This window comes from Streptomyces sp. BBFR51, from assembly GCF_044591655.1.
In the GTDB taxonomy this organism is placed as follows: Bacteria; Actinomycetota; Actinomycetes; order Streptomycetales; family Streptomycetaceae; genus Streptomyces.
Window position 1 is genome coordinate 8,118,509 of record NZ_CP172448.1, and the last position, 25,148, is coordinate 8,143,656.

Annotated in this window: 26 protein-coding genes; 14 read left to right on the forward strand and 12 right to left on the reverse strand. The window is 72.6% G+C overall.

Going from position 1 to position 25,148, the window contains the following annotated elements; translation table 11 throughout:
* Positions 1 to 4: 4 nt before the first annotated feature.
* Positions 5 to 1,126 carry a lipid II:glycine glycyltransferase FemX gene (locus ACGH7X_RS36890; protein ID WP_399894213.1) on the reverse strand — a complete coding sequence of 374 codons (1,122 nt, stop codon included), beginning with the start codon at positions 1,124 to 1,126 and terminating at the stop codon, positions 5 to 7.
* A gap of 219 nt (positions 1,127 to 1,345) precedes the next feature.
* On the opposite strand from ACGH7X_RS36890, the gene ACGH7X_RS36895 reads away from it, so the two are divergent.
* Complete coding sequence (locus ACGH7X_RS36895; RefSeq protein WP_399897599.1) at positions 1,346 to 2,458, forward strand: Ku protein; 1,113 nt, start codon at positions 1,346 to 1,348, stop codon at positions 2,456 to 2,458.
* Between the two features lie 35 nt (positions 2,459 to 2,493).
* On the opposite strand, the gene ACGH7X_RS36900 is transcribed toward ACGH7X_RS36895, so the two are convergent.
* From ACGH7X_RS36900 to ACGH7X_RS36910, 3 genes are all read right to left on the reverse strand, one after another.
* Positions 2,494 to 3,339, reverse strand: a complete 846-nt coding sequence (locus ACGH7X_RS36900; RefSeq protein WP_399897602.1) for an RNA polymerase sigma factor SigF — start codon at positions 3,337 to 3,339, stop codon at positions 2,494 to 2,496.
* Between the two features lie 125 nt (positions 3,340 to 3,464).
* Entirely contained in the window at positions 3,465 to 4,394 is a 930-nt protein-coding gene (locus ACGH7X_RS36905) for an anti-sigma factor RsbA family regulatory protein (protein WP_399897605.1), read from the reverse strand.
* Between the two features lie 5 nt (positions 4,395 to 4,399).
* Positions 4,400 to 4,753, reverse strand: coding sequence for a hypothetical protein (locus ACGH7X_RS36910; protein WP_399894216.1), 354 nt, complete (start codon positions 4,751 to 4,753; stop codon positions 4,400 to 4,402).
* 172 nt (positions 4,754 to 4,925) lie between these two features.
* Here ACGH7X_RS36910 and ACGH7X_RS36915 point away from each other — a divergent pair, with 172 nt between their 5' ends.
* A complete protein-coding gene (locus ACGH7X_RS36915) occupies positions 4,926 to 5,282 on the forward strand; it encodes a PRC-barrel domain-containing protein (protein WP_399894219.1) in 357 nt (118 codons plus the stop codon).
* 90 nt (positions 5,283 to 5,372) lie between these two features.
* On the opposite strand, the gene ACGH7X_RS36920 is transcribed toward ACGH7X_RS36915, so the two are convergent.
* Together ACGH7X_RS36920 and ACGH7X_RS36925 are read right to left on the reverse strand one after the other, a co-directional pair.
* Positions 5,373 to 5,936, reverse strand: coding sequence for a Dps family protein (locus tag ACGH7X_RS36920; protein ID WP_399894222.1), 564 nt, complete (start codon positions 5,934 to 5,936; stop codon positions 5,373 to 5,375).
* A 94-nt stretch (positions 5,937 to 6,030) separates the two neighbouring features.
* A complete protein-coding gene (locus ACGH7X_RS36925) occupies positions 6,031 to 6,636 on the reverse strand; it encodes a flavodoxin family protein (RefSeq protein ID WP_399894225.1) in 606 nt (201 codons plus the stop codon).
* Between the two features lie 44 nt (positions 6,637 to 6,680).
* Here ACGH7X_RS36925 and ACGH7X_RS36930 point away from each other — a divergent pair, with 44 nt between their 5' ends.
* From ACGH7X_RS36930 to ACGH7X_RS36945, 4 genes are all read left to right on the forward strand, one after another.
* On the forward strand, positions 6,681 to 7,412 hold the full coding sequence (locus ACGH7X_RS36930; protein WP_399894228.1) for a class I SAM-dependent methyltransferase: 732 nt from the start codon (positions 6,681 to 6,683) through the stop codon (positions 7,410 to 7,412).
* Between the two features lie 121 nt (positions 7,413 to 7,533).
* Complete coding sequence (locus ACGH7X_RS36935; RefSeq protein ID WP_399894231.1) at positions 7,534 to 8,328, forward strand: hypothetical protein; 795 nt, start codon at positions 7,534 to 7,536, stop codon at positions 8,326 to 8,328.
* A 53-nt stretch (positions 8,329 to 8,381) separates the two neighbouring features.
* Positions 8,382 to 9,185, forward strand: a complete 804-nt coding sequence (locus ACGH7X_RS36940; protein ID WP_399894234.1) for an alpha/beta fold hydrolase — start codon at positions 8,382 to 8,384, stop codon at positions 9,183 to 9,185.
* A gap of 158 nt (positions 9,186 to 9,343) precedes the next feature.
* Positions 9,344 to 10,066 carry an FAD binding domain-containing protein gene (locus ACGH7X_RS36945; protein WP_399894236.1) on the forward strand — a complete coding sequence of 241 codons (723 nt, stop codon included), beginning with the start codon at positions 9,344 to 9,346 and terminating at the stop codon, positions 10,064 to 10,066.
* Positions 10,067 to 10,095: 29 nt separating this feature from the next.
* Here the strand turns inward: ACGH7X_RS36945 and ACGH7X_RS36950 are convergent, their stop codons facing one another.
* Together ACGH7X_RS36950 and ACGH7X_RS36955 are read right to left on the reverse strand one after the other, a co-directional pair.
* Positions 10,096 to 10,941, reverse strand: coding sequence for a lysozyme (locus ACGH7X_RS36950; protein ID WP_399894239.1), 846 nt, complete (start codon positions 10,939 to 10,941; stop codon positions 10,096 to 10,098).
* Between the two features lie 37 nt (positions 10,942 to 10,978).
* Entirely contained in the window at positions 10,979 to 12,136 is a 1,158-nt protein-coding gene (locus ACGH7X_RS36955) for an FAD-dependent oxidoreductase (RefSeq protein WP_399894242.1), read from the reverse strand.
* Between the two features lie 144 nt (positions 12,137 to 12,280).
* Here ACGH7X_RS36955 and ACGH7X_RS36960 point away from each other — a divergent pair, with 144 nt between their 5' ends.
* Complete coding sequence (locus ACGH7X_RS36960) at positions 12,281 to 12,988, forward strand: TetR/AcrR family transcriptional regulator (protein ID WP_399894245.1); 708 nt, start codon at positions 12,281 to 12,283, stop codon at positions 12,986 to 12,988.
* A gap of 24 nt (positions 12,989 to 13,012) precedes the next feature.
* Here ACGH7X_RS36960 and ACGH7X_RS36965 read toward each other — a convergent pair whose 3' ends face one another.
* On the reverse strand, positions 13,013 to 13,960 hold the full coding sequence (locus tag ACGH7X_RS36965) for a PhzF family phenazine biosynthesis isomerase (protein WP_399894248.1): 948 nt from the start codon (positions 13,958 to 13,960) through the stop codon (positions 13,013 to 13,015).
* A gap of 84 nt (positions 13,961 to 14,044) precedes the next feature.
* Between ACGH7X_RS36965 and ACGH7X_RS36970 the strand changes: the two genes are divergently transcribed.
* From ACGH7X_RS36970 to ACGH7X_RS36995, 6 genes are all read left to right on the forward strand, one after another.
* Complete coding sequence (locus ACGH7X_RS36970) at positions 14,045 to 14,932, forward strand: LysR family transcriptional regulator (protein WP_399894251.1); 888 nt, start codon at positions 14,045 to 14,047, stop codon at positions 14,930 to 14,932.
* A 257-nt stretch (positions 14,933 to 15,189) separates the two neighbouring features.
* Complete coding sequence (locus ACGH7X_RS36975; RefSeq protein WP_399894254.1) at positions 15,190 to 16,908, forward strand: ATP-binding protein; 1,719 nt, start codon at positions 15,190 to 15,192, stop codon at positions 16,906 to 16,908.
* Positions 16,909 to 17,029: 121 nt separating this feature from the next.
* On the forward strand, positions 17,030 to 17,449 hold the full coding sequence (locus tag ACGH7X_RS36980) for a roadblock/LC7 domain-containing protein (protein WP_399897608.1): 420 nt from the start codon (positions 17,030 to 17,032) through the stop codon (positions 17,447 to 17,449).
* On the forward strand, positions 17,446 to 17,802 hold the full coding sequence (locus ACGH7X_RS36985) for a DUF742 domain-containing protein (RefSeq protein WP_399894257.1): 357 nt from the start codon (positions 17,446 to 17,448) through the stop codon (positions 17,800 to 17,802). The genes ACGH7X_RS36980 and ACGH7X_RS36985 overlap by 4 nt, the downstream gene beginning before the upstream one ends.
* A complete protein-coding gene (locus tag ACGH7X_RS36990) occupies positions 17,783 to 18,439 on the forward strand; it encodes a GTP-binding protein (protein WP_399894260.1) in 657 nt (218 codons plus the stop codon). The genes ACGH7X_RS36985 and ACGH7X_RS36990 overlap by 20 nt, the downstream gene beginning before the upstream one ends.
* On the forward strand, positions 18,436 to 19,698 hold the full coding sequence (locus tag ACGH7X_RS36995) for a cytochrome P450 (RefSeq protein WP_399894263.1): 1,263 nt from the start codon (positions 18,436 to 18,438) through the stop codon (positions 19,696 to 19,698). Before ACGH7X_RS36990 ends, ACGH7X_RS36995 begins: the two co-directional genes overlap by 4 nt.
* Before the next feature lie 16 nt (positions 19,699 to 19,714).
* On the opposite strand, the gene ACGH7X_RS37000 is transcribed toward ACGH7X_RS36995, so the two are convergent.
* Both ACGH7X_RS37000 and ACGH7X_RS37005 read right to left on the reverse strand, forming a co-directional pair.
* Positions 19,715 to 20,938, reverse strand: coding sequence for a cytochrome P450 (locus tag ACGH7X_RS37000; RefSeq protein ID WP_399894266.1), 1,224 nt, complete (start codon positions 20,936 to 20,938; stop codon positions 19,715 to 19,717).
* A 75-nt stretch (positions 20,939 to 21,013) separates the two neighbouring features.
* A complete protein-coding gene (locus tag ACGH7X_RS37005) occupies positions 21,014 to 21,649 on the reverse strand; it encodes a TetR/AcrR family transcriptional regulator C-terminal domain-containing protein (protein ID WP_399894269.1) in 636 nt (211 codons plus the stop codon).
* 71 nt (positions 21,650 to 21,720) lie between these two features.
* Between ACGH7X_RS37005 and ACGH7X_RS37010 the strand changes: the two genes are divergently transcribed.
* Complete coding sequence (locus ACGH7X_RS37010) at positions 21,721 to 23,142, forward strand: FAD-dependent monooxygenase (protein WP_399894272.1); 1,422 nt, start codon at positions 21,721 to 21,723, stop codon at positions 23,140 to 23,142.
* 19 nt (positions 23,143 to 23,161) lie between these two features.
* Here ACGH7X_RS37010 and ACGH7X_RS37015 read toward each other — a convergent pair whose 3' ends face one another.
* The gene (locus ACGH7X_RS37015) at positions 23,162 to 25,042 is read right to left on the reverse strand and encodes a LamG-like jellyroll fold domain-containing protein (protein ID WP_399894276.1); all 1,881 of its coding nucleotides are present in this window, start codon (positions 25,040 to 25,042) and stop codon (positions 23,162 to 23,164) included.
* Positions 25,043 to 25,148 lie beyond the last annotated feature (106 nt).

A 25,148-nucleotide genomic window follows, 5' to 3' on the forward strand; every position in this document is an offset into this window, starting at 1 on the left:
CCCCTCAGCGGCGCGACATGTACAGGGCCAGAGCCCTGTGCAGCACCTTGTTCACGGGATAGTCCCACTCGCCGAGGTACTCCACCGCCTCTCCACCCGCCCCCACCTTGAACCGCAGCAGCCCCAGCAGGTGATTGTCCTCGTCCAGGGTGTCGGTGATGCCGCGGAAGTCGTAGATGGCGGCGCCCAGTTCATGGGCGTCGCACATCATCCGCCACTGGAGGGCGTTGTTCGGCTGCACCTCACGCCTGCGGTCGGTGGACGCGCCGTAGGAGTACCAGACGTGGTCCCCGACCGTCAGCATCGTCGCCGCGGCGAGCACCTCCCCGTCGTGATGGGCGAGGTAGAGGCGCATGCGGTCCGGGTCCTCGGCGCTCAGCGCGGTCCACATGCGCCGGAAGTAGGCGAGGGGGCGCGGGACGAACCGGTCCCGTTCCGCGGTCTCCACGTACAGCTCGTAGAAGACGGACAGGTCCTCCTGGTCGCCCCGGACCACCTTGACGCCGGCCTTCTCGGCCTTCTTGATGTTGCGGCGCCACTGCTGGTTGAAGCCGCCGCGGATCTGCTCCAGCGACCTCCCGGCGAGCGGTACCTGGCACACGTGGCGCGGCTGTCCCGCGGCGAAGCCCTCCTCGTCGCCCGGCTCGGTCCGCCGCCAGCCCATCCGGCGCAGCCGCTCGGCGACGTCGTCGGCCCCGGGCTCCCGCACGGTGGCCTCCACGTCCCCCAGGCGCCGGGCCCCCGGGTCGGCGATCGCCGCCTTGACCGCGTCGGCGCTCCAACGCCTTGCCACCACCGGCGGCCCCATCTTCACCGTGAACGCGCCGCGTTCCTTGAGATACGCGAGCATCGGCTGCAGCCGGCCCTCCAGGTCCGCCGCGGACCAGTCGATGACCGGGCCCTCCGGCAGATAGGCCAGGTACCGCCTCAGCCTCGGCAGCGGCCGCAGCAGCACCAGCCCGGCCCCCACTAGCTCCCCGCCCTCGTCGAACCAGCCCAGGCTCTCCGCCCGCCAGTCCGGCTTCACGTCACCCCACGAGGGGACCTGGAGGTGACTGACGGAAGGCCGGGCCGTGACGAAGCGCAGATGCTCCTCGCGGCTGATCGGCTTCAGGTGACAGCTCATGGGGTGCGTCCCTCTGCTCGGCTCGGATCGACGGGGAGACGGCCGAGGCCCGAGGCGTGCGTGCCGTCCCGCACCTCACAGGGAACAACGACGACGGCCGATCCGCGCGCTGTCACCCGGCCGCCCACCCGTGTGCCCCGTCCGGCGCGCGGGGCCGTGGGCCGGGTGGCAGCGTGGCAGGACTGGACGGTGCGGGCAGGACGGACGGAGCGGACGGCCATGGCGCGGGCGATCTGGACAGGTGTGATCACGTTCGGGCTGGTCTCGGTGCCCGTCGGACTGTTCACGGCGACGGCGGACCACACGGTCCACTTCCACCAGTTGCAGCGCGGCACCTCGGACCGGATCCGCAACCGACGGGTCAACCAGCGCACCGGCAAGGAAGTCGACACCGGTGACATCGTCAAGGGGTACGAGGTGGGCGACGGCGAGTACGTCGTCGTGGAGCCGGAGGAACTCGAGGAGATCGCGCCGGGCCGCTCCCGCACCCTCGACATCACCGACTTCGTGGACCTGGACCGGATCGCGCCGGTCTACTTCGACCGCACCTACTACCTCGCCCCGCGCGGCAAGGAGTACCTCAAGGTCTACGAACTGCTGCGCACCGCACTCGCCGAGACCGGCAAGGTCGGTGTCGCCACCTTCGTCATGCGCAACCGGCAGTACCTGACCGCGCTGCGCGCCGAGGACGAGGTCCTGGTGCTCCAGACGCTGCACTGGGCCGACGAGGTGCGCGACCCGGTCGAGGAACTGCCCGAGCTGCCGTCGGGCCGGGTGGGCCGCGGCAAGGAACTGGACATGGCGCTGAGCCTGGTGGACGCCCTCAGCGGCGACTGGGACCCCACCCGCTATCGCGACACGTACCAGGAGAAGGTCCGCGAGCTGGTCCGCGCCAAGGCCGAGGGCGAGGAGGTCGCCGTCGCCGAGGAGGCGCCGCAGGCCACCAACGTCGTCGACCTGATGGAGGTCCTGCGCGGCAGCCTGGAGCAGGCGAAGGGCGGCGGCAAGCAGGGGGCGGCCGGGTCCGGGAGCGCCGACGGCAGTCGGACCCCCGCGTCGCGGAAGAAGGCCACGGAGAAGAAGGCTGCCGAGAAGAAGACCACCGAGAAGAAGGCAACCCGGAAGAAGGCGGCCGAGCCGAGGAAGAAGGCCACGGCCCCCTCGCGGCGGACACCGCCCAAGCGGGGCGAGTTGCGGGAGCTGAGCAAGGCCGAGCTCTACGAGCGGGCCACCGACCAGGACATCCCCGGCCGGTCGAAGATGAGCCGCGAGCAACTCGTCGACGCGCTCAGCGGCACCCGGAGCCGGCCGAAGAAGACGACGGCCGCCTGAACCGACCGCGGCTCAGGCGGCCTGCGGCCCGCGGCTCAGGCCGTGCTGAGCATGCCCTCCCGCAGGCGGGTCAGCAGTCGCGAGATCAGCCGCGACACGTGCATCTGGGAGACACCGAGCCGCTCGCCGATGTCCTTCTGGGTGAGTTCCTCGACGAACCGCCAGTGGATGATCCGACGTTCGCGCTCGTCCAGCTCGGCGATCATCGGGGCCAGGGCCTGGAAGTCGTCCACCAGTCCCAGGGCGGCGTCGTCGGCACCGATGAAGTCCGCCAGGGCCGATTCGCCGTCCTCGCTGCCGTTGATGGCCGCGTCCAGGGAGGCCGAGTTGTAGCCGTTGGCCGCCAGGCGCGCCTCGACGACCTCGTCCTCCGGGAGGCACATCAGCTCCGACAGCTCCTGGGTGGTGGGGTTGCGGCCCAGCCGGCTGCGCAGCTCCTCGGTGGCACGGGCCAGCTGGACACGGGCCTCCTGAAGACGCCGGGGCACGTGCACGGCCCACGAGGTGTCCCGGAAGAACCGCTTGATCTCCCCGACGATGTACGGCACCGCGAAGGAGGTGAACTCGACCTCGCGAGTCAGCTCGAACCGGTCGATGGCCTTGATCAGGCCGATCATGCCGACCTGGACGATGTCCTCCATCTCCTCCGGCCCGCGGCTGCGGAACCGGCCGGCCGCGAAGCGGACCAGGGACATGTTCATCTCGATCAGGGTGTTGCGCGCGTACTGGTACTCGGGCGTGCCCTCCTCCAGCACCGTCAGCTGCTGGAAGAACAGCTTCGACAACTCCCGCGCGTCCTTGGGCGCCACCTTGGACGGGTCCGCGATCTCCGGCATGTCCGTGGTGGCGTGCTCGGTGGTCTGTGCGGTCGTCGTCATGATGTGCCCTCCCGGTCGATCGGTCGTCGTTGTCACCTTGTCGGCCGACGACCGGTCGCCTACCCCGGGTCAGGCCCCGCACACATCCGGAAGCGTCGCGGTGTTCGGCGAAGGTCCCCGACAGAGCCTCAGATGCCCAGGTAGAAGCGGACGGTGGTGCCCTCGTCCGTCGTGTGCACCCGCACCAGATCGGCGACGTAATGGACGAGCAGGAGGCCGCGGCCACCGATCTGCCCGTGCTCCGGGGGCCGGCGGCCGGCCAGCGGATCCGTGAGCCGGCCCGAGTCGCGGATCTCGCACACCACCTGTCCCGCCTCGGCCCAGACCGCCAGCGTTCCGTTGCCGCCGCCGTGGACCACGCTGTTGGTGGTCAGCTCGGCCACCGCCAGTTCCGCGTCCTGCAGCCGCCGCTCGGCCAGCCCGAGCGACGCCGCCCGGCCGACCGCGAAGCGGCGCGCCTCGGGCAGCTCCCCGGCCCCGAAGGCGAGGACGACGGCGTCCGGCGCGGCCCTCAGCGGCTCGTTGTAGCGGGCGACGACCGCACGCCAGTCGTACGCCTCGCTGGCCCGCTCACTTCCCGCGGCGATGACCGTCGGGTGGGTGATCAGGGCGTCGGCCAGGACGTCGGCGTCCAGCCGGGTCTCGTCGTACGGGCACAGGATCGTCGCGGGACGTCCGGCGAAGGCCGCGTTGATCAACGCCTCGTGCTGGGCGCACGCCGGGTACTCGGCGGCGCTCCGCCCGGCCCAGACCGGCTCGCCGATGATCCGCACCCGCTCCCGCACGTGCGCGTCGGCGAACGCCCTGAGCACGCCGGGGATGATCCGCCCCGGATTGCGTCCGGCCTCGGTCATGTCCAGGAAGGTGACGTCCCGCGCCTCCGGGCCCAGCCCCGCCCTGACCAGCTCCAGGTTGGGGCCGGGAACGGCCACGGCCACCGGTTCGCCCGCGGCCAGCCCCTCCCGTACGAAGGTCACCGTTTGGTCCGCGTACTCCTGCCGCGAGCGGTAGAACAGCGCCGGATGGGTGAACGTCTCATCGGTGGTCACCGTGGTCACCGGGGTCATCGGGGCGCCACCTCGATCCGGGGCAGCGCCGGCCAGAACAGGTCCAGCACGCGAGGCAGTTGCGGCGGCGGCCGCTCCACCACGACCCGGCCGCAGGGAAGGTTCATGGCCGTGACGGCGAGCGCCGCCACCCCGGCCACGTCGACGAACCGCACGCCGGACAGCTCCACGTAGGAGACGTCCGTGTGCTGCCGGGACAGTTCAGTGAGAGCGTTCTCCCAGGACAGCCGGGTGGTCACGCCGATCTCTCCGCTGGCACGGATACCGGGACGGCCGGGCAGCGGGCCCACTTCCAGTACGGCACCACCGCGCACGCGGGCCGGGCCGCCCATGGCGCCTGTGCCATCCACACTCGATCCCCTTCGGAACTGTGCCGGGTGTCCGTCCGCGATACGGGCGCCACTTCCGGCCAGGCAGCCTACCGCGCCCGGATCCCGGACGCCGGGGAGGGGACAAACAGGCGACAGGCGGGCGAAGTGGGGAACTAGACAGTGAGCGCGTCCTCGGAAGGGAAGAGTGGGCATGTTTGAAGCCGAAAACATTCGTGACTGGCGCGGCCTCGACGTCGTGGACTACGACGGCCGCAAAATCGGGACACTGGAGTCCATCTACTTCGACACCCTCACCGACCGGCCTGCCTTCGCCACGGTCACGACCGGTCTGCCGACCCGCCGGCGTCTCGTCTTCGTTCCGGTGGACAAGGCCACCGTCGCACCGGCCCACCTGAAGGTGACCTACGACAAGTCGCTGGTCAAGGACGCTCCCGGGATCGACCCGGACGGTGAACTGGCCGCCGAGGACGAGGGCGCGGTCTTCGCCCACTACCACCTGCCCTACGAGCCGGGCAGCCGCGGCGAGCGCCGCCTGGGCCGGCGCTGACCCCGCCGGCGGGCCCCGTCGGGGGCGGGGCCGGGCCGGCCGGGCCGTCAAGGCGTCCGGTCGGCCCCGTGCCCTGTCACGGCGCGCCCCTCAGGCGACTTCCGCGCCGCGTGCCGCCGCCTCGGTCTCGGACGTCGCGCTCCCGGTCGCCAGCGTGCCGCCGGCGCTCTCCAGATGGGCCCGCACGAACCACTGGAACTGCTCCAGGTCCCTGAGCTGGCCGATCAGGAGGTCCTCCGTGGCCGTATCGATCTTGCCGGCCTCCTCGACCGCCGCGCGCATGCCCTCGACGACGCCGGTGTACACCAGGTCGAGCGCACCGAGGTGGGCGATGGCGTCGGCCCGTCCGATGGAGTAGTCGTCCCACTTCCGCTCGGCCACCAGCGCGCCGGGAGTGCCCTGGGCCACCCCGCCGAGGGCGGCGATGCGCTCCGCGACGTCGTCGGCCATCTCGCGCACCTGGTCGACCTGCGGATCGATCATCTCGTGCACGGCGATGAAGTGCGGGCCCACGACGTTCCAGTGCACGTGCTTGAGGGTCAGGTGCAGGTCGTTGAGGGCGTGCAGGCGCAGCCGCAGCACACCGATCAGCCGTCCGGCGGCCTCGCGCTCGATGCCGGGAACCGTGTACTTCGGGGTCAGGTCGTGCGTCATGGCGGACCTCAGCTCCTCATGCGTTGCGTATGTCATTGCTCGTGCACGAATGCCCCGCATCGGCCCCGGCAGACATGCGCGGGCGGCGCCGGGATCAGGACGGCGGGGCCGGCAGCGGCATCGCACCGAGGGCACGCGCCGCGTGCACGAGGTTGGACGCCATGGCCCGGCCGGTGGAGACCGACCAGTCGTGGCCGCGCTCGTCGTCGAGGAAGTCGGGACCCGGCCCGGGGCCGAGGTGCCAGTAGGTCCAGGCCTGGCCGGGGATGGTGTAGCCGATGTCCGCGAGTCCGCCGCTGATCTCGCTGATCACGTGGTGGGCGCCGTCCTCGTTCCCGGTGACCAGGACACCGGCGACGCGGTTGTACGCGACGGGACGGTCCTCGTCGTCGGTCTCACCGAGCATGGCGTCCATGCGCTCGAGAACCCGCTGGGCGACGGAGGAGGGGCGGCCGAGCCAGGTCGGCGACGCGATGATCAGGATCTGCGACGCCAGCAGCCTCTCGTGCACGTCCGGCCAGTCGTCGCCGTCGCCCATGTCGGTCTCGACCCCCGGTTTCAGGTTCAGGTCGACGGCCCGTACGACGTCCACCTCCGCCCCGTGGCCTTTCAGAGCCGCGATGACCGTGGCGGCGAGGGCCTCGGTGTTCGAAGGCTTGGGGGAGGGCTTGAGGGTGCAGTTGATGACGAGTGCGCGCATGCCTACCCGTTTTCCCCGTCAGTCCCGCCGCTATCGTCGGCCGTATGGCTGACGAGTGCTTCCGGCATCCTCGGCTCGCCGCGCTCTACGACGTGTTCGACACCGATCGCGGCGACCTCGACCCGTATCTGCGCATGGCCGAGGAGTTCGGCGCACGGAGCGTGCTGGACATCGGCTGCGGAACCGGGGTGTTCGCCCTGCTGCTGGCCGGTCGCGGCGTGGACGTCGTCGGCGTCGACCCCGCCGGGGCCAGTCTCGGCGTGGCCCGGGGCAGGACGGGCGCCGAGCGGGTGCGCTGGATCGAGGGCGACGCCACCTCGCTTCCCACGCTGAGCGTCGACCTCGCGACCATGACGGCGAACGTCGCCCAGGCGATCACCGACCGGTCCTCCTGGCAGGGGACGCTGCGCGGTGCGTACGAGGCCCTGCGGCCCGGCGGGCACCTGGTCTTCGAGACACGGGACCCGGCCCGGCGCGCCTGGGAGAAGTGGACCCGCGAGCACACGCACCAGGTCGCGGAGTTCCCCGGTACGGGCACCGTCGAGAGCTGGTGCCGGCTGCTGGACGTGAGCGGCCCGCTGGTCACCTTCCGGTGGACCTACGTCTTCCCCGCGGACGGCGAGGTGCTGACCTCCGACTCGACGCTGCGCTTTCGCGAGCGGGAGGAGGTGGAGGCGGACCTGGTCGAACAGGGTTACGCCGTACGGGAGGTGCGCGGCGCCCCCGACCGCGAGGGCCGGGAGTTCGTCTTCGTCGCCTGGCGTCCCCGGGCGTAGCGGCACCGAGGCCTCCGGGCGCCGCGCGACGAAGGACTCCGGAATCCGGCAGCCAACACCGTCCCCTCACTGCCCGGCCGCACCCGTGACCCGGTGCCCTTCGGGCGTCCATCCTGGGCCCATGGCCCGTTTCCAGCACACCGTGACTCTCGCCCCCGTGCCCCGCCGCTGGTTGGAGTCGTGCGTCGCCGCGCTGCACGACCTCGCGGAGGGCACGGACGCCGGGGGAGCGGGTCTCAGGCTGTCCGACGGACGCCCGCTGCCCGGCCTGGTGCTGGCCCAGGGGCGGCATCTGCGGCCGGGCGCGCAGTACCGGCCCGTGAACGGGAAGGACGGGGAAGCGGACGCCGACCAGAGCGTCACCGTCCTCGCCTGGGACCGCCACCGGGAGACGGCGCTGGAGGTCGTCACCCTCGACGACGACCCGGCCCACCGCGGACAACTGGTCTGCGTCCTGCGGCTCACGAGCGCCGCACGGCCACGACAGGCGTCGCTGTCGACGACACTGGGCCCGAGCGGCGGCAAGCGGGCGAAGTACCTCGGCGGCAGCGGGCAACTGCACCTCGACCTCGACAGATGGTGGTCGCGGGCGGCGAGCCACCGTCCGGCCCCTTCCCGCGCGCCCCTGAGCGGCACCCTGACGCACACACTGGCCCGCGTCACCGTGACGGTCGTGCCGCGCCGCGCGCCCGACGGGCGGTGGCAGGTGACGGTGAAGGCACGGGCGAGGGGACGCTCCTTCGCCCGCCCGCTCGTCCCCGTCGCGACGGCGGTCCTGGGGCGCCGGGCCCGGCGCGCCTTCGCCGAGGCCCTGGACCGTGCCGCGGCGGCGTGGAACGCGCAGGTCCCCGCGCTGGTCCGCAAGGAGGGTGAGCAACTGGGCGCCGAACTGGCCGACGCGCTGCTCGGTCCGTGAGACGGCCGCCCGCCGCCCGCCGAGGCCGGCCGCTCTCCCGTTAGGGTCACCGAATGAACCCGATCACCGTGCGCGGCGCCACGATCGACTACGACGACCTCGGCCCCACCACCGGGCTCCCGGTTCTCCTGATCCACGGTCACCCCTTCAACCGCACCCTGTGGGCGCCACAGGCCGCGGCGCTGACGGCGGCCGGTCACCGGGTCGTCGCCCCCGACCTGCGCGGCTACGGCCGCAGCGGCGTGAGCCCGGGCAAGGTGCTGCTCGCCGACTTCGCGGACGACCTCGCCGCGCTCCTGGACCACCTGGGCCTCGAGCGTGCGGTGGTCGGCGGCGTCTCCATGGGCGGGCAGATCGCCATGGAGTTCCAGCGCCGCCACCCCCGGCGGGTCCGCGCACTGGTCCTGTCCGACACCTCCGCGCCCGCCGAGACCGCCGAGGGCAGGGAGTTCCGCAACCGACTGGCCGACAGACTCCTCGCCGAGGGCATGGACGGATACGCGCACGAGGTCATCGACAAGATGCTCGCCGCCTACAACGTCACCGGGATGCCGGATGTGGCCGCCCGCGTGCTCGAGATGATGTGCGCCACCGACCCCCGCGGCGCGGCGGCGGCCCTGCGCGGCCGGGCCGAACGCCCCGACTACCGGGACGTCCTGGCCACCGTGGAAGCCCCCGTCCTGGTCGTCGTCGGCGCGGACGACGTCTATACCTCCGTGGCTGAGGCGGAGTCCATCCACCGCCTGGTCCCGCACTCCACCCTGACCGTCGTCGAGAAGGCAGGTCATCTCCCCGGCGCCGAGCAGACCGACCGCTTCAACGCCGCGCTGCTGGAGTTCCTCGCCGCGCTGGGATGACGGGCCGGGGCACGGTCCGGCGCGCGGAGGGCGCATACGAGAATGGTGTGAGCCCTGTACGCGCCCCCTCCGCGGTACGGACAATCCCAGTGTCCGTGATCACGCGGCGGGAGACGCGGCGTCGTCCGACCGCCGCTTCCCGGGAAGCAGGTCGAGCCATGCTGTTGCGTCTGCCCACGTCCGTGTCCGAAGCACAGGAGTGCATGGCGCAGGGGGCGGTGCCCATCGGCGGGGCCACCCTCGTGTGGGCCACCTGGCAACGCGACGGCTTCCCGGAACTGGCCATGTCGCTGCGCGACCTGCCGGAGGCGACCGCCGTCGAACCCGAGTCGATGGGCGCGGCCGTCGTGCTGCACCGCATAGACGACCGCGTGCCGGTGGTACTGCGCGAGGCCGCGGGCTCGGTGGGGACCGGAGCCGTACGCCGGACGGCCACGGTCGGCGGCAACCTCGTCGGCAGCAGCCTGCGCTGCCTGCTGCCCGCGGCGCTCGTACTGGACGCCCGCGCCACGGTGCTGGGCCCCGACCGGGCCTACGAGACCGACCTGGCCGAGGTGATGGCGAAGCGTCACCTGCTGCTCGGCCTGCGCTGGCACACCCCGTTGGCCAGTGGATACCGCAAGCAGCCCGCGGTGGCCGGCGGGCCACCACCCCTGGTCGTCGCCACCGCCGTACACGCCGACGGCGAGGGCCGGCGTCGGCTGCGCGTCGCCGTCCGCGACGGCTACGAGGTGATCAGCGAGACCACCACGTGCGACGCGGGTGCCGAGGAGGCGCTCGGCACGTTGGAGGGGACGGACATCGGCGCGCTGCCGCCCGGAGCCCGGGACGTGGTGCGTGAGCAGGTCGCCGACGTCCTGGGCCCCCTCGCCGGCCGCTGATCGGGCGGCCGGCGCTCCGCGAGCCCGCGTCAGCCGTTGGCCAGAGCCTTGACGCGGTCCAGTGCCCCGTTGAACTTGTCGTGGTCTCCGACGGTCGGTCCGGTCGAGGTGTACTGCCACATCGTGTGGAAGTCCCAGCCGGCCGGGAGGGGGCCCACCGTCGAGGCGTACCGGGCGATCCACAGCGGGGTGTCCGCGCCGAAACCGCTGTAGTTCCCGGTGCACTGCGTCCACCAGTTGGTGGAGGTGTAGATCGTGGCGTGGCGGCCGGTGCGCTCCTTGTACCGGTTCAGGAAGTTCTTGATCCAGCTCACCATCTGACTCGACGTCCGGCCGTAGCAGGTGTCACCGTACGGGTTGTACTCGATGTCGAGGACGCCCGGCAGCGTCTTGCCGTCCTTCGACCAGGCGCCTCCGTGGTCGACGAAGTAGTCGGCCTGTGCGGCGCCGCCGGCGGTGTCAGGGGTCGCGAAGTGGTACGCGCCGCGGATCATGCCGACGTCGTAGGAACCGCCGTACTGCTGGGCGAAGTAGGGGTTGCGGTAGGAGGTTCCCTCGGTGGCCTTCACATAGGCCCACTTCACTCCGCTTTTCGAGAGGGTCGACCAGGCGACGTTGCCCTGATGGCTGGAGACGTCCACCCCTTCGGTCTGGGCGACCCGGGTGCCGACGGGACGGCCCTGGATCCCTTCGTGGGCGAGAACGCCTCTGCCCATGTAGGCGGAACCGCGGACCGGAGTCCGGGTGTCGTCGGCGGGGCCCGAGGCCGAGGCCGGGACCGCGGACAGGGTCAGGAGGAGTGACTGGGCGGCGAGGAGGACGCCTGACGTGAGCAGGCGTGAGTGGCGTGATGCCACGGCTATGGGTCTGCGCATGGCACCCATATGATCCGGTGTCACGCCCCGCCGCACCTCACAGTGACCCAGACGGTGTTGCCGGTCCTTGCGACCAGAGGGCGAGCAGGCCGGCGACGGGGTCCGCCTGTCCGAAGCACAGCTCCAGGCTCGCCGCGGATCCCTCGGCCATCTCCGCGCTGCGCGGGAACAGATCCTGCTCGTACGCGGCGAGCGCCTTCTCGGTGTCGTCGCCGTGCTCGACGACGGCCCGCGCGAGCTCGGCGCCGTCGAGCATGGCCAGGTTGGCGCCCTCACCGGCGAACGGCGACATCAGGTGTGCGGCGTCGCCGAGCAGGGTCACGCCCGGGACGCGCCGCCAGCGGTGGTCCACCGGGAGGGCGTGCAGCTTCCGGGGGACCAGCGGGCCGTCGGCCTCCCTGACCAGGGCCGTCAGGCTCTCGTCCCACCCCTCGAACTGCCGTACCACGGCCGCCTTGGCCGCCTCGGAGTCGGAGAAGTCGATGGAGTCGAGCCACTCCTCACCGGTCCGCACCGCGATGTAGACGTGCAGGCTGCCATCCGTCTCGCGGTGGCCGAGGAAGCCCCGGCCGTCGCCCAGCGCGAAGAGCATGCCGCCGCCGACGACGGCCGCGCCGGCGGGGTGACGGACGTCCGCGTCCCGCAGGTCCGCCTCGACGAACGAGACACCGGTGTACCCGGGCCCGGCGGGGGAGAGCAGCGGGCGGATCCGCGACCAGGCGCCGTCGGCCCCCACGAGCAGGCCGGTGGTGAACGAGGAGCCGTCGGCCAGGGCCACCTCGTGGCGGCCGCCGTCCAGCGGCCGGGCGCCGGTGACCTTGTGGCCCCAGCGGACGGTGCCCTCGGGCAGGGAGTCGAGCAGCAGGTCGCGCAGCTGGCCCCGGTCGACCTCGGGCCGGCCGCCGGTGCCGTCGTCGGCCTCCTCCCAGCGCACCGTGCCGTGCTTGTCGAGGACCCGGACGGCCTCGCCGCCGGGGTGGACGAGTGCGCGGAACTCCTCGTACAGCCCGGCCGCGCGCAGGGCGGCCTGGCCGCTCTCGGCGTGGATGTCGAGCATGCCGCCCTGGGTGCGGACCCGGCGCGAGGCCTCCGCCTCGTGGACGACGGCCGTGATGCCGTGCGTGTGCAGCACTCGGGCCAGGGTGAGCCCCCCGAGGCCGGCTCCGATGATCGATACGGGCTGGTGGTCCTTCATGACGATCCGCCTCCTGGCGTCGCTTCCGCTCCCGCGCTTGCACCACCAGCGTAACGAACATGTTCGTAACGAACAAGTTCGTCCCTCGGGCCGGCACCTGGGCGGCCTTTGCCCCTGGCCGAACGTGTTCGCTAGCGTGAGCGCATGCCTGCTGCTCGAAACCCCCGGCCCGGTCGCCGGGAACGCCCCGCCAAACCCGCCCTCACCCGGGAGGGCATCGTCGCGACCGCGGTGCGTGTCCTGCGTGCCGAGGGCCTGCAGCGGGTGACCATGCGGCGCCTGGCCCAGGAACTCGACACCGGGCCGGCCTCGCTGTACGTGTACGTCGCCAGCACCGCGGAGCTGCACGCAGCGGTGCTGGACGAGTTCCTCGGCGAGGTCGACCTGGGCCCGGTGCGCGCGGCGGGGGACTGGCGCGAACGCGTCGAGGCTGTCCTCGGCTCCTACGAGGACGTCCTCTACCAGCACCCCGGCCTCGCCCGCAGCGCGGTCTCCGCCCGCCCGTTCGGACCGAACTTCCTCAACCTGCTCGAAGGGCTGCTGTCCCTGCTGAAGGAGGGCGGCGTCCCGGACGACCGGGCGGCCTGGGGCGTGGACGTACTGCTCCTCGTGGCCACGGCCGGCGCGGCGGAGCAGTCCACCCGCGCCCAGTCGCCGCACGCCGACGAGGAGTGGAGCGGGCTGACCGAAGCCCTGCGCGACGCCTCACCGCAGGAGCACCCCAACGTCGCCGCACGGGCCGACCAGTTGCTCTCCGGCACGCCGGAGCTGCGCCGGACCTGGGCCCTGCGCATGCTGCTCGACGGCACCCTGCACACACCGCTGCCGGAAGCGACCGGACCGACGCCCTGACGCCCCCGCAACGGGCCGACGTGCCTACGGGATGGGCACCGCCTGTCCGGTCACCCGGGTGCGCGGGTCCAGCGGGCTCACGTCGATCAGCAGCTCGCTGGGGCGGCCCATGTCCTCACCCTGGCGGATCGCGATCGTGCCCGGGCCGGTGACCAGACCCAGCTCGCGGAGGTACCCGCCGAACGCCGCGGCCGCCGCGCCCGTCGCCGGGTCCTCCACGACGCCACCCACGGGGAACGGGTTGCGGGCGTGGAAGCGCTCCGCCGACTCGCGCCACACCAGGTCCACCGTCGTCCAGCCGTGCCGCCGCATGACCTCGTCGAGTGCGTCGAAGTCGTAGTCGAGGTCCGCCAGCCGCGCCCGGGACGCCGCGGCGAGCACGAGATGGTCGTTGCCGCCGAACGCCACGTGGGCGGGCAGCGCCGGATCCAGATCGGCGGGCGTCCAGCCGAGCGCCCGGAGCGCGGGATCGAGTCCCGAGGCGAGAGCCGGACGCGAACGCGTCGGCACGCTGGTGAGGGTGGCCCGCACCGCTCCGGTCCCGTCGGCCGTCGTGGACACGGGGATCTCGCCGGCGGGCGTGTCGAGGACGATCTCGCCGGGTCCCAGCCGCTCGGCGAGGGCGACGGCCAGCGCGACCGTCGCGTGCCCGCAGAACGCCACCTCGGCGAGCGGACTGAAGTAGCGGACCCCGAACCGCCGACTCTCCACGTCGCCGCCGGTGACGAAGGCGGTCTCGGAGTAGCCCACCTCGGCGGCGATCGCCCGCATCCGCGCGGCGTCGAGTGCGGAGGCGTCCAGGACCACCCCGGCCGGATTCCCGCCCGCGGGGACGTGGGTGAAGGCCGAGTAGCGCAGGATCTCGATGCCGCTCCCGGTCCCGCTCCCGGTCCCGCTCCCGGTTCCGGTCGTCGGCCCGGATCGCTCTTCCCGGTCGTCCACAGGGCTCGTTCCCGTCGCGTCGCTGGTCATGGCGGACACGCTGCCACCCGGTACCGATCGTGTCCAACGATCGATTTCGATGCTGCCCATCGAGTTTACGAATAGGCTGGCCGCGTGGACACCCGACTGCTGACGACCTTCACCGTGCTCGCCCGCACGGGCAGCTTCACCGCCGCCGCGGCCGAACTGCACCTGGCCCAGTCCACGGTCACCGTGCACATCCGCACCCTGGAACGGGACCTCGGCGTCCGGCTCTTCGACCGCCTGCCCACCGGCGCGCTGCTCACCGACACCGGCGGCCGCCTCCTGGAGCAGGCCGAGGAGGTGCTCGACGCCATGGCACGGCTGCGGGCCGGGAGCGACGACACCGGCGTCGTGTCGGGACGGGTGGTGGTCGGCAGCCCGGAATCCCTGTGCGCGAGCCGGCTGCCCGGTGTCGTCGCCGCGCTGCGCGCCGACCACCCCGAGGTGGACGTCCACCTCTACGCGGCCGGGACCGAGGAGTGCGTGGGGGGACTGCGGTCCGGACGCCTCGACCTGGCACTGCTGCTGGAGGAGGAGGCGGAGTTCCCCGACGTGACGGCCGCACCGGTCGGCCGCGAGCCGCTCGCCCTCGTCTCCGCTCCCGAACACCCCCTGGCCGCCCGGGAGCGGGCGGTGAGCTGGCCGGACCTCGCGCCGGAGAGCTTCTTCCTGCTGGAGGAGGGCTGCTCCTACAGCGACGCGCTGGCCCGCCGGCTGCTCGAGGTGCCGGACGGGCGGCCGAGGCTGACCAGGTTCGGCAGCGTGGACGCCGCGCGCAACTGCGTGGCGGCCGGTCTGGGACTGGCCCTGCTGCCGCTGACCACGGTGGCGGAGGAACTGCGGCGGGGCCGACTGGTGAAGCTCGACGGACCCGGCTTCCCCGACGTGCCGGTTCGGCTCGCCCGCCACCGTCGGCGATGGACCGCCCCGGCCGCGCGGGAGGTCGCGCAGACACTCGCGCGGCATCTGGCCGACTGAACCGCCGCCGCACCGGAACACCCGTCTCACCCAGAACGCCCGTACCACATCGGTGCGTTCGAATGGCGAGATGTCGGTGAAGTTCGCTCCTCGGTGGGGTCTGTGGCCGGTCCGGCATGCGCGCCCAACCCGATGACTAGCATGAGCCGCAAGCCCGCCGGAGTGATCACCACGCACTCGGTGGGACGGCTCCGGCCCGTGGCCGACCCAAGTCGACCGGCCTTTTCCCCGCTCTCAAGGACCCGAGGGACCGCGGAATGTCAGTGTCTGCACCCCCCACCCCGCCCAGGACGCAGAAACCCCGCCGCTCCACCCCAGCCATCCCCCTGCTCGTGCTGCCGGCCGCCGCCGCGGCGGTGGGCGCCGCCTGGGCGGCGGCTCCCGAGGCCGCCCGGAGCTGGACCGCGACCCTCGCGGTGACGTCCTGGCTGTGCGTCGCCGTGTCCGTCGTCCTCGGCTCCCACCTGGTCGGGCGGGCACGCCGGACCGCGGCGGACCGGCGCACCGAGATCAGCGCCCTCAAGGCACGGCTCGCGCAGGAGAACGCCGCCCTCGCGCACCTGGTCAACGTCGCACTGCCGGGCATCGCGCAGCAGGTGCGTGACGGCACCGGCGCGGACGAGGCCGTCGCCAACACCGCGCCCGCCTCCGGTCCACACCTGCGTCAGGTCGCACAGGGCTTCGCCCTCCTGGTGGAGGACGCCGTACGGCACGCCGCGGACGCCGAGTCCCGGCGTCGGCAGGTGCTTCAGGAGACCCGCCGCAGCGCCGCCGAACTGGAACACCTGACGGGCAGCACCCTGCCCGCCGCGGTGGAGAAGCTGCGGGACGGAACCTCGGCGGACATCGTCCTCGCCGAGCTGGAATGGCCACGAGAACCGCAACCGCGCGCCTGCGCCGAGCTGTTCGTCCGGGAACTGGCCCACAGCGAACGGCGCACCGCCGCCGCGCAGGCCGCCTCCGCCAAGTCCCTCAGCCGCGTCCAGGCCAAGGCCGTCAGCATGCTCGCCGACCTGAGGGACATGCAGGATCGTCACGGCGAGGACGTCCTGGGCGATCTGCTGCGGCTCGACCACGGCACCTCGCAGCTCGGCCTCATCACCGACCGCCTGGCCCTCCTGATGGGCGGACGCTCCAGCCGGGCCTGGAACAAGCCCATCGTGATGGAAAGCATCCTGCGCGGTGCCGTCGGCCGGATCGCCGCCTACCAGCGGGTCCGGATGCACTGCTCCACCGGCGCCGCGATCTCCGGCCACGCGGCGGAGGGCGTCATGCACCTGCTCGCCGAACTCATGGACAACGCTGCCAACTTCTCGCCGCCCATCGACGAGGTCCACGTCTACGTGGAGGAACGTACCGCCGGAATCGTCATCACGATCGAGGACAGCGGACTGAAGATGGCCGACGCGGCCATGCGCCACGCCGAAGAGGCCGTGTCGGGGCGGACGACCGACCTGGCTTCGCTGCAGGGCACGCGCCTCGGCCTCGCCGTGGTCGGACGGCTGGCCGCCAAGTACGGCGTCGGCGTCAGCTACCGGCCCTCCTCACGCGGCGGGACCGGCGTCGTCGTCCTCGTACCACCCCAACTCCTGGCACAGCAGCGGGAACCCGGACCGGCCCTGACCGGTCGCACGTTCGGCGGAGGCTCCGTCATGCCCGGCCCCGCACCCGCGGCGGAGGCCCCGGCGTCCGCGCGTCGCGTCCCGGACGCGCGACAGGCGGAACGGGCCGAGCCGCCCGAGCAGACGGCGCGGCCGGCACCCGCTGCCGCCACACCGGGCGGCCTGCCCGTGCGCTCTCCGGGCCGCACGATGGCCGAGGCCGAGCGCGAGCGCCGCGACCCGCCCCGGCAGCCCGACGACCGGGCGGCGACCGCGTCCCGGGACGCCGGGGCCAGCTTCGGCGCCTTCCACCGCGGCCGCCGGGCCGGGGCGGGCGGTGGGCCGCAGGCGCCCGAACCGCCCGCCCCGGGCTAGGCCGCCCCCGCACCGCACGGCGCGCAAGGCGCCCCTCGCCCCCATTTGCTCGTGTCGCTCGTGAGATTGGAGGAACGGGCCGGTGACCGCACAACCAGGAACCACCGTCCCCTCACCCATCATGCAGACCACCGACAACAGCCTCACCTGGCTCCTGCAGAACCTCCTGGACCGTACCCCCGGCACCCGCCACGCCCTCGTCCTCTCCCGGGACGGCCTCAAGCTCTGCTGGACCGAACACCTCACCCTGGACCGGGCCGACCAGCTCGCCGCGATCTGCTCGGGCATCCAGGCCCTCGCCCAGGGCGCCTCCGTCGAGTTCGGCAACGGGACCGGCGGCGTGCGGCACTCCATGACCGAGTTCCACGGCGGACTGCTGTTCATCGTGGAGGCCGGCCAGGGCGCGCACCTCGCCGTCGTCGCGGTGGAGGACGCCGACCCGGGCGTGGTCGGCCACCAGATGACCGAGATGGTCGACCAGATCGGTGAGCACCTGCGGGCCGAGCCGCGCCACGCCGTCCCCGGGAGCAGTACGTCGTGACACGCAGGCCCGTGGACACCGGCGCACCCGACCGGCTCTACACGGTCACGGGCGGACGCAGCCGCGCCGACGACTCGTTCGACCTCGTCACCCTGGTGGTCGCCGAGTGCCGGCCGTCGGCCGGCATGCAGTCGGAACACGTCCGCATCCTCGACCTGTGCCGCCACCCCACGGCCGTGGTGGAACTCGCCGCCGAGCTGGCCCTGCCGATCACGGTGGTCCGCATCCTGCTCGGCGACCTGCTCGCCACCGGAACGATCACCGCCCGCCACCCGCGCCTGGGGCAGTCCGCCGCGTCGCACCCCGATACCGCCCTTCTCCAGGAGGTGCTCCATGGGCTCCGCAACCTCTGACCCGACGGCCTCCGAAGCCGCCACGGCCTCCGAGGTCACCACGGCATCCGGCCGCAAGCCCCTGACCGACGCCGCGGAGACCGGGCTGAAGATCGTCGTCGTGGGCGGCTTCGGGGTCGGCAAGACCACCCTCGTCCGCTCCGTCAGCGAGATCCGGCCGCTCAACACCGAAGAGGTGATGACCCAGGCCGGAGTCGGCGTCGACGAGACCGGCGAGGTCACCGCGAAGACCACCACGACCGTGGCCTTCGACTTCGGCCGGATCAGCCTCAACGACCGCATGGTGCTGTACCTGTTCGGCGCCCCCGGACAGGAACGCTTCTGGTTCCTGTGGGACCGGCTGTTCTCCGGCACCCTGGGCGCGGTCGTCCTCGTCGACACCCGCCGGATGGACGACTCCTGGTACGCGATAGACCGGCTGGAACACCACCGGACCCCGTTCGTGGTCGCCGTCAACCGCTTCGACGACGACTCCGCCCGGCACTCCCTGGACGAGATCCGACTGGCACTCGCGCTGCCCGACCGCGTGCCACTGATCGACTGCGACGCGCGGGTGCGGACGTCGGGCAAGAACGTGCTGGTCACCCTCGTGGACCACCTCTACCAACTGGCCCTGGCCCAGGAGAGCGCATCGTGACCGACATCGACCCCGCACCCCACCGCACCGCCGTGCCGGCCTGCCCCGCGCACCCGGACGCCGTACCGCTGGCCGGACTGGAGTACCAGCAGACGCCGTCGGAGCTGTACCGCGGGCTGCGGGGCGAGCACGGTGCCGTCGCGCCCGTACTCCTGGACGGGGGCGTCCCCGCCTGGCTGGTCCTCGGCTACCCCGAGGTCAGCTATGTGACCAGCCACGACGAGCTGTTCGCCCGCGACTCGCGCCGCTGGAACCAGTGGGACCGCATCCCGCCCGACTGGCCACTGATGCCCTACGTCGGCCACCAGCCGTCGGTCCTGTTCACCGAGGGCGAGGAACACCGGCGACGGGCCGGCGTCATCACCCAGGCACTGTCGGGCATCGACCAGTTCGAGCTGGCCCGGGACTGCCGACAGCTCGCCGACCGGCTCATCGCCTCCTTCGCCGGCAGCGGCCGGGCCGAGCTGATGAGCTGCTACGCGCACCCCCTGCCGATGCGTGCCGCCGTGCGCATGTGCGGGATGCCGCACAGCGGCGCCGAGACGCAAGCGCTCGTCGAGGACCTGCGCATCTCCCTCGACGCGGCCGAGGGGGACGACCCGGTCGCGGCGTACACGCGCGTGGGCGAGCGCATCCACCGGCTGGTCCGGCACAAGCGCGAACGGCCGGGACCCGACGTCACCTCACGGATGCTCACCCACCCGGCCGGGCTGAGTGACGAGGAGACCGTCCAGGACCTGATCTCCGTCATCGCCGCCGCCCAGCAGCCCACCGCCAACTGGATCGGCAACACGCTCAGGCTGCTGCTCACCGACGAACGCTTCGCCCTGAACGTCTCGGGCGGCCGGCTCAGCGTGGGCGAGGCACTCAACGAGGTCCTGTGGCTGGACACCCCCACGCAGAACTTCATCGGCCGCTGGGCCGTCAACGACATCCAGCTGGGCGGCCGGCAGATCCGGGCCGGCGACTGCCTCGTCCTCGGCCTGGCCGCGGCCAACACCGACCCGCAGCTGTGGCCCGAGGCGCACGTCGGTGCCGAGAACTCCGCGCACCTGTCCTTCAGCAACGGCGAGCACCGGTGCCCCTACCCCGCCCCGCTGCTCGCCGACGTCGTCGCCCGCACCGCGGTCGAGACCCTGCTGGAACGCCTCCCCGACCTCGTACTCGAGGTCGAACCGGGGGAGTTGACCTGGCGTCCGTCCATCTGGATGCGCGGACTGACAACCCTGCCCGCCCTCTTCACGCCCGTCGTGCCCTGACGGGCCGCGCCGGCCGTCAGGCCGTGGGCGTGAACCGCACCGGCAGCGACTGCGGGCCCCGGGTGAACACGCCCTGCTCCACCACGTCGAATCCGTCGTCCGGCCGCAGGTCGGGCAGGGCGTCCAGGAGCTGTCCCACCCCGGTCTCCACCTCGGCCTTCGCCAGCAGCGCCCCGACACAGAAGTGCCGGCCGAGCGCGAAGGCGAGGTGGTCGGCGGCGGCCGAGAAGGCGGTCGTCGTGGTCAGGTCGTCGCGGAGGATGTCGAAACGGTCCGGGTCGCGGTAGCGGCTCTCGTCCCGGTTGGCCGCGCCTATCAGACACGTGACCGTGGCACCGGACGGTATGGTGCCGCCGCTGAGCGTGACCTCGGTCGCCGTCTGCCGCATGATCATGTGGACGGGCGGGGTGTAGCGGAGCGTCTCCGCGAAGGCACGGGGAATCAGGCTCCGGTCCGCACGGACGGCCGCCAACTGCTCGGGGTGGGCCAGCAGGTTGGCGAAGATGCTCGCGATCGCCTTGTCCGTGGTCTCGCCGCCCGCCGCGAGCAGCAGACTGCAGAACGCCTTGATGTCCTCGTCGCTCATCCGGACCCCGTCGACCTCCGCGGCGCACAGGGTGGACAGCAGGTCCTCGCCCGGGTTCTCGCGGCGCTCCTGGATGATCGGGAACATGTACTCGGCGAACTCCACCCGGGTGCGCGCACCGGCCTCCGCGACCGCGGCGTCACCGGAGAGGTTGCCCAGGAAGGCGATGACCGACGTGTACCAGCCGTGGAACCGGTCGTGGTCGGCCTTGTCCAGGCCCAGCATGTCCGCGATGACGTTGACCGGGAACCGGGTCGCGTAGTCGGCGACCAGGTCGGCGCGGCCGGTGTGCCGGAACGCGTCGATCAGCTCACGGGAGTTGCGTTCGATCACCGGCAGGAACCGGTCCTGGAGATCGGCCCCGCGGAAGGCCGGAGCGACCAGCGCGCGCCGGACCGCGTGCTCGCGGCCGCTCAGCTGAAGGATCGTCCGGCCGTGCACGGGCTCGATCTGCCAGTCGTAGTTCTCGGTGGTGAACTGCCCGCCCCGGTCCTTGAAGACGCGTTCCACGTCCTCGTAGCGCGAGACGATCCAGCTCTGCGTGGCCTCGTGGCGGATGAGGGGTGCGCTGTCCCGCATCATCCGGTAGACGGGATACGGGTTCGCCGCGAACTCGGGTGAGAGGATGTCGGGGACCTGCTGCGCGGTGGACATGGGACTCCTCGGTCGACAACGGCCTTGCACCACCAGGCTATTGAGGAGGTCGCGCCCGCGACAGACCGCGCGACGTCATCGCCGCCCGGAACCGGCGCCGCCGAGGATGCGGGTGATGCCGTCCTCGAAGCGGGCGTCGAAGGTGTGGCTGGTCAGGGTGTCGAGCGTCGCGGCGAGCGCGGGATACGGGCCGGACGCGACCGCCTCGCGCAGGCGGTGCTCCTCCGCTTGGCCCGCGGCCTGCTCCTCCTGGGTGAGGCCCAGGGTGAAGTAGACGAGGGCGTACAGGGTCCAGGCCGCCGTCTCCCCGGTGGCCTCGTGGTCCGCCAGGGTGCCCACGAGGGTGTCGGCGAAGCGCAGCGTGTGCGGATCCGGGGCATAGGTGCCGGCCACGAGCGCGGCGCCGTCGCGGTGGGCGAGCAGGGAGCGGCGGTAGCGGCGCATCAGCTCGCGGGCCCGCTCGCCCGCGTCCTCGGGCAGCCCCTCGTAGCCGATCGTGCCGGCGACGGCGTCGGCCATGAGTTCCAGCAGCCGTGTCTTGGTCTTCACGTGCCACAGCACCGTGTTCATGCGTACGCCGATCCGGTCGGCGACGGCGCGCGTGGTGACGGCCTCCAGACCCGACTCGTCGAGCAGGCGCAGGGCCGCGTCCACGACGGCGGCCGGGGTCAGGCGGGTGCGGGGGGTGGGATGCGTTTGCTTTTTGGTCACTGACCTAGTTTAGTTCGAGGAGTCGCGTTGGTCAGTGACCAAGAAGAGGCGTCGTGGAGGAGAGGGAGAGCATGGACAAGACCGAAGAGGTCGTCGTGGTCGGAGCCGGGCCCACCGGGCTGTGGCTGGCGGCGGAACTGAGGCTGCAGGGCGTCCCGGTGACCGTGCTGGAGGCCCGTACGGAACGCGACCCGCACTCCAAGGCGCTCACCCTCCATCCCCGGACCCTGGAGATCCTGGGCATGCGAGGCCTCGCGGACACCTTCGTCGACGAGGGTGTGCCGGTGCCCACGGGGCACTTCGGCTCCCTGGAATCGCGTATGGACTTCAAGGTCCTGGACACCCCCTACCCCTTCACCCTGTTCCTGCCGCAGGCGCGCACCGAGGCCCTCCTCGAGGGCCACGCGCTGTCCCTGGGCGCCCGCGTCCTGCGCGGGCACCGGGTGACGGACCTGGAGCAGACGCCGGACGCCGTACGGGTGCGGGCGGAGGGGCCGGAGGGGGCGTACGTCCTGCGGGCGCGCTACGTCGTGGGCTGCGACGGCACCCGCAGCCGGGTCCGCCGGGCCGCGGGCATCGACTTCCCCGGCACGGACGCGACCGTCTGGGGCTGGCTCGGCGACGTCGTCCTCGACCGGTCCCCGGCGCTGCCGCTCAGCGCCTCGGGGCCGGACGGGGGAATCATGGCGGTGCCCATGCCGGGCGGGGTCACCCGCTTCGTGGGCCACACCCCGCAGGACCGAGGCGTCGACCACCCGGGAGAGCTGACCCTGGAGGAGCTGCGCGAGCGGACCCGACGCGTCCTGGGCGACGACTTCGGCATGCGCGACCCCCGCTGGCTCTCCCGGTTCGGAAACGCCACGCGCCAGGCCGCCGCCTACCGCAAGGGTCGTGTCCTGCTCGCCGGCGACGCGGCGCACATGCACTTCCCCGCCGGAGGCGTGGGACTCAACGTCGGCTTCCAGGACGCCACCAACCTCGCCTGGAAGCTGGCCGCGACGGTGCTCGGCACCGCCCCCGAAGGGCTGCTGGACACCTACCACGCCGAACGCCACCCCGTCGGCGCGGACCTGCTCGCCTCCACCCGGGCGCAGACCGCCCTCATGACCGGCTACTCACCCGAGGGCCAGGCACTGCGCGACGTCCTGTCCGAACTGATCGGCACCGTCCCGGACTTCTCGCGCGCTCTCGCCGAACGCCTCAGCGCCCTCGCCGTCCACTACCCGCCGGCCGATCCGGGCGCCGCCCACCCGCTGAGCGGCAGCCGGGCTCCGGACCTGGCCTTCGCGGACGGGACCGGTCTCTTCGCACTGCTGCGGGACGGCAGGCACCTGCTGCTCGAACTCGACGGCCACGAAGGCGCCGACGCGGTGCCTGCCGGCCGGCCGCTGCCGCCCGGCACCCGCCGCCACACCGTGCGCCTGGTGGACGCCGGCCCGGGGTGGAGCGCCGTACGCAGGGTGCTGGTGCGCCCCGACGGCCACGTCGCCTGACGCGCGGGGCGCACGGGCCTCAGTCGAACGGGGTGAGGAAGTCCCGGGGTCGCAGCGGCCGGTCGACGATGCGGGTGTCGCCGATCCAGCCGTAGAAGCCCTGTCCGAAGGCCTCGTCGAACTGGGTGCCACCGAGGACGAAGGGTTTGCCGAGCGTGGCGATGCCGGTGGAGGGCGCCGTCGGATTGCGGGCGATCTTCGAGCCGTCCACGTACATGACGGTGCGGCGGCCGTCGTTGACCACGGCGATGTGCATCCAGCGCCCCACCGGCACGGCGTGGCTCCACGAGGTGGGGTCCGCGTCCTGGCGGTGGGGGTAGACGACGAACTGCAGGAACCGCTCCGGGGACAGGTTGAGGCTGCACGTCGGTTCCAGCGGGGACCAGCCGGTGGTCTTGCCCGCGTCCCCGTTGCGCCCCTCCCAGCTGAGGATGCCCATCCAGCTGTGATCGCCCTCGAACGGCTCGGGGAGCCGCACGAAGGTCTCGATGGTGTACCCGCGAGGGAACTTCTCGCTGTTCAGCGGCGCCCTCGCCCCGGTACGCAGGACGGCCCCGCGATCCGGCGCCTTGCCGCCGTCGAAGCGCAGGCCGGCGTGTGCGGGCTGCCCGGGATGGTGATCCGCCGACCAGGTGAGCGCCGCCGGACCGCTGGAGTGCAGGCGGCGGACGGTGAGGTCGTTGCCGTGGCCGGACAGGTCGCGCACGACGGAGCCGTCCGCGACCGGGTCGCCGTCCGGGACGGTCGTCATGCCGGAGGCGTCGAACCGCCAGTAGGCGACCGTGCCGCGCGGCATCACCGCGGAGGCGGGCCGGGGCCTGGGCGGCACGACGGGCGCGAAGCCCGAGAAGCGCTCGTCGAAGTCGATGCCCAGACTGAACCGGTCGGCGGGGCCGGTCAGCTCGACGGTCTCCGCCTCGAGCGGCGTGCGCCGCGCCGGGTCGCGGGCCAGGAACCACGGTGCGAACGTCTCCACGTCGATCACCCCGCGCACGGTGTCGAAACCGTAGGTGCGGATCATTCCGGCGCCGCCGTAGTAGCGGTCCTGGTAGTTGGTGATGTGGATGTGGACATCGTTGTCGGCGTCGTTGGCGAGCACCGTCCGGCCGGGCGGCCAGTAGTGCCCGCCCAGCGCCAGGAAGATCTGGTCGTTGGCCCGGATCAGGCCGTCCCACAGGCGCTGCCCGTTGTCGGAGAGCCGCGCCGAGCCGTCCTCGCCGGCGAAGGCCAGGTCGTGCGTGGTGAGCACGGCGGGCAGGGTCGGGTGGGCGTCGAGCACGCCCTGCGCCCAGTTCAGGCCCTTGTCGGAGGTCCGCCAGTCCAGGGCGAGGACCAGCCAGTCGCGGCCGGCGGCCCGCAGGACGTGGTAGCTGTTGTAGCCGTCGGGCGAGGCACCCCCGAAGGTCGGCATCGAGGCGTAGCGCCGGGGTCCGAACTCCCGCAGGTACGCGGTCTCGCCCCGCTGGTCGTCCGTCGACGACGCGATGTCGTGGTTGCCGGCCAGCACGCTGTAGGGCACCTTGCCGTGCAGCGTGCGGAAGGTCTGGGCGGCCCGCCGGATCTCGTCCTCGGTGCCGTGTTCGGTGACGTCGCCGAGGTGGGTCATGAAGGCGATGTTCGACGCCGACCGGTCGGCCACGAGATGACGGAAGGTCTCCCGCAGTGGAGCCGGGTCGGCGCTGTCGGCGTCGAAGAGGTACTGGGTGTCCGGCAGGACGGCCAGCGTGAAACGCGGGCTGTCGGTGTCGAAGCGCCCGCCGCCCGGCGCGGCGGCCTGTGCGGGTGCCCCCGTCGCGTTCCCGACCGGGGCTCCGACCGCGGCCGTGGCCGCCCCGCCGGCCACGGCCGCTCTCAGCAGCGTGCGTCTGCCCGGGCCGTCGTGCTGTTCCGCCGTGCTCATCTGCCCTCCAGGAGCGGGAAGTCCACCATGCCCGGCTCACGCTGGTCAGCGGCCGTGGCCATGAGACGACGGACAGCTGAACGCGGCATGGTGCGCGGCGGGCGAC

Excerpts from the sequence above, each read along its gene's own strand:
- ACGH7X_RS36890 (WP_399894213.1), bottom strand. The coding sequence starts at position 1,126 with ATGAGCTGTCACCTGAAGCCGATCAGCCGCGAGGAGCATCTGCGCTTC.
- ACGH7X_RS36895 (WP_399897599.1), top strand. The coding sequence starts at position 1,346 with ATGGCGCGGGCGATCTGGACAGGTGTGATCACGTTCGGGCTGGTCTCG.
- ACGH7X_RS36915 (WP_399894219.1), top strand. The coding sequence starts at position 4,926 with ATGTTTGAAGCCGAAAACATTCGTGACTGGCGCGGCCTCGACGTCGTG.
- ACGH7X_RS36920 (WP_399894222.1), bottom strand. The coding sequence starts at position 5,936 with ATGACGCACGACCTGACCCCGAAGTACACGGTTCCCGGCATCGAGCGC.
- ACGH7X_RS36925 (WP_399894225.1), bottom strand. The coding sequence starts at position 6,636 with ATGCGCGCACTCGTCATCAACTGCACCCTCAAGCCCTCCCCCAAGCCT.
- ACGH7X_RS36930 (WP_399894228.1), top strand. The coding sequence starts at position 6,681 with ATGGCTGACGAGTGCTTCCGGCATCCTCGGCTCGCCGCGCTCTACGAC.
- ACGH7X_RS36935 (WP_399894231.1), top strand. The coding sequence starts at position 7,534 with ATGGCCCGTTTCCAGCACACCGTGACTCTCGCCCCCGTGCCCCGCCGC.
- ACGH7X_RS36940 (WP_399894234.1), top strand. The coding sequence starts at position 8,382 with ATGAACCCGATCACCGTGCGCGGCGCCACGATCGACTACGACGACCTC.
- ACGH7X_RS36945 (WP_399894236.1), top strand. The coding sequence starts at position 9,344 with ATGCTGTTGCGTCTGCCCACGTCCGTGTCCGAAGCACAGGAGTGCATG.
- ACGH7X_RS36950 (WP_399894239.1), bottom strand. The coding sequence starts at position 10,941 with ATGCGCAGACCCATAGCCGTGGCATCACGCCACTCACGCCTGCTCACG.
- ACGH7X_RS36955 (WP_399894242.1), bottom strand. The coding sequence starts at position 12,136 with ATGAAGGACCACCAGCCCGTATCGATCATCGGAGCCGGCCTCGGGGGG.
- ACGH7X_RS36960 (WP_399894245.1), top strand. The coding sequence starts at position 12,281 with ATGCCTGCTGCTCGAAACCCCCGGCCCGGTCGCCGGGAACGCCCCGCC.
- ACGH7X_RS36965 (WP_399894248.1), bottom strand. The coding sequence starts at position 13,960 with ATGACCAGCGACGCGACGGGAACGAGCCCTGTGGACGACCGGGAAGAG.
- ACGH7X_RS36975 (WP_399894254.1), top strand. The coding sequence starts at position 15,190 with ATGTCAGTGTCTGCACCCCCCACCCCGCCCAGGACGCAGAAACCCCGC.
- ACGH7X_RS36980 (WP_399897608.1), top strand. The coding sequence starts at position 17,030 with ATGCAGACCACCGACAACAGCCTCACCTGGCTCCTGCAGAACCTCCTG.
- ACGH7X_RS36990 (WP_399894260.1), top strand. The coding sequence starts at position 17,783 with ATGGGCTCCGCAACCTCTGACCCGACGGCCTCCGAAGCCGCCACGGCC.
- ACGH7X_RS37000 (WP_399894266.1), bottom strand. The coding sequence starts at position 20,938 with ATGTCCACCGCGCAGCAGGTCCCCGACATCCTCTCACCCGAGTTCGCG.
- ACGH7X_RS37010 (WP_399894272.1), top strand. The coding sequence starts at position 21,721 with ATGGACAAGACCGAAGAGGTCGTCGTGGTCGGAGCCGGGCCCACCGGG.
- ACGH7X_RS37015 (WP_399894276.1), bottom strand. The coding sequence starts at position 25,042 with ATGAGCACGGCGGAACAGCACGACGGCCCGGGCAGACGCACGCTGCTG.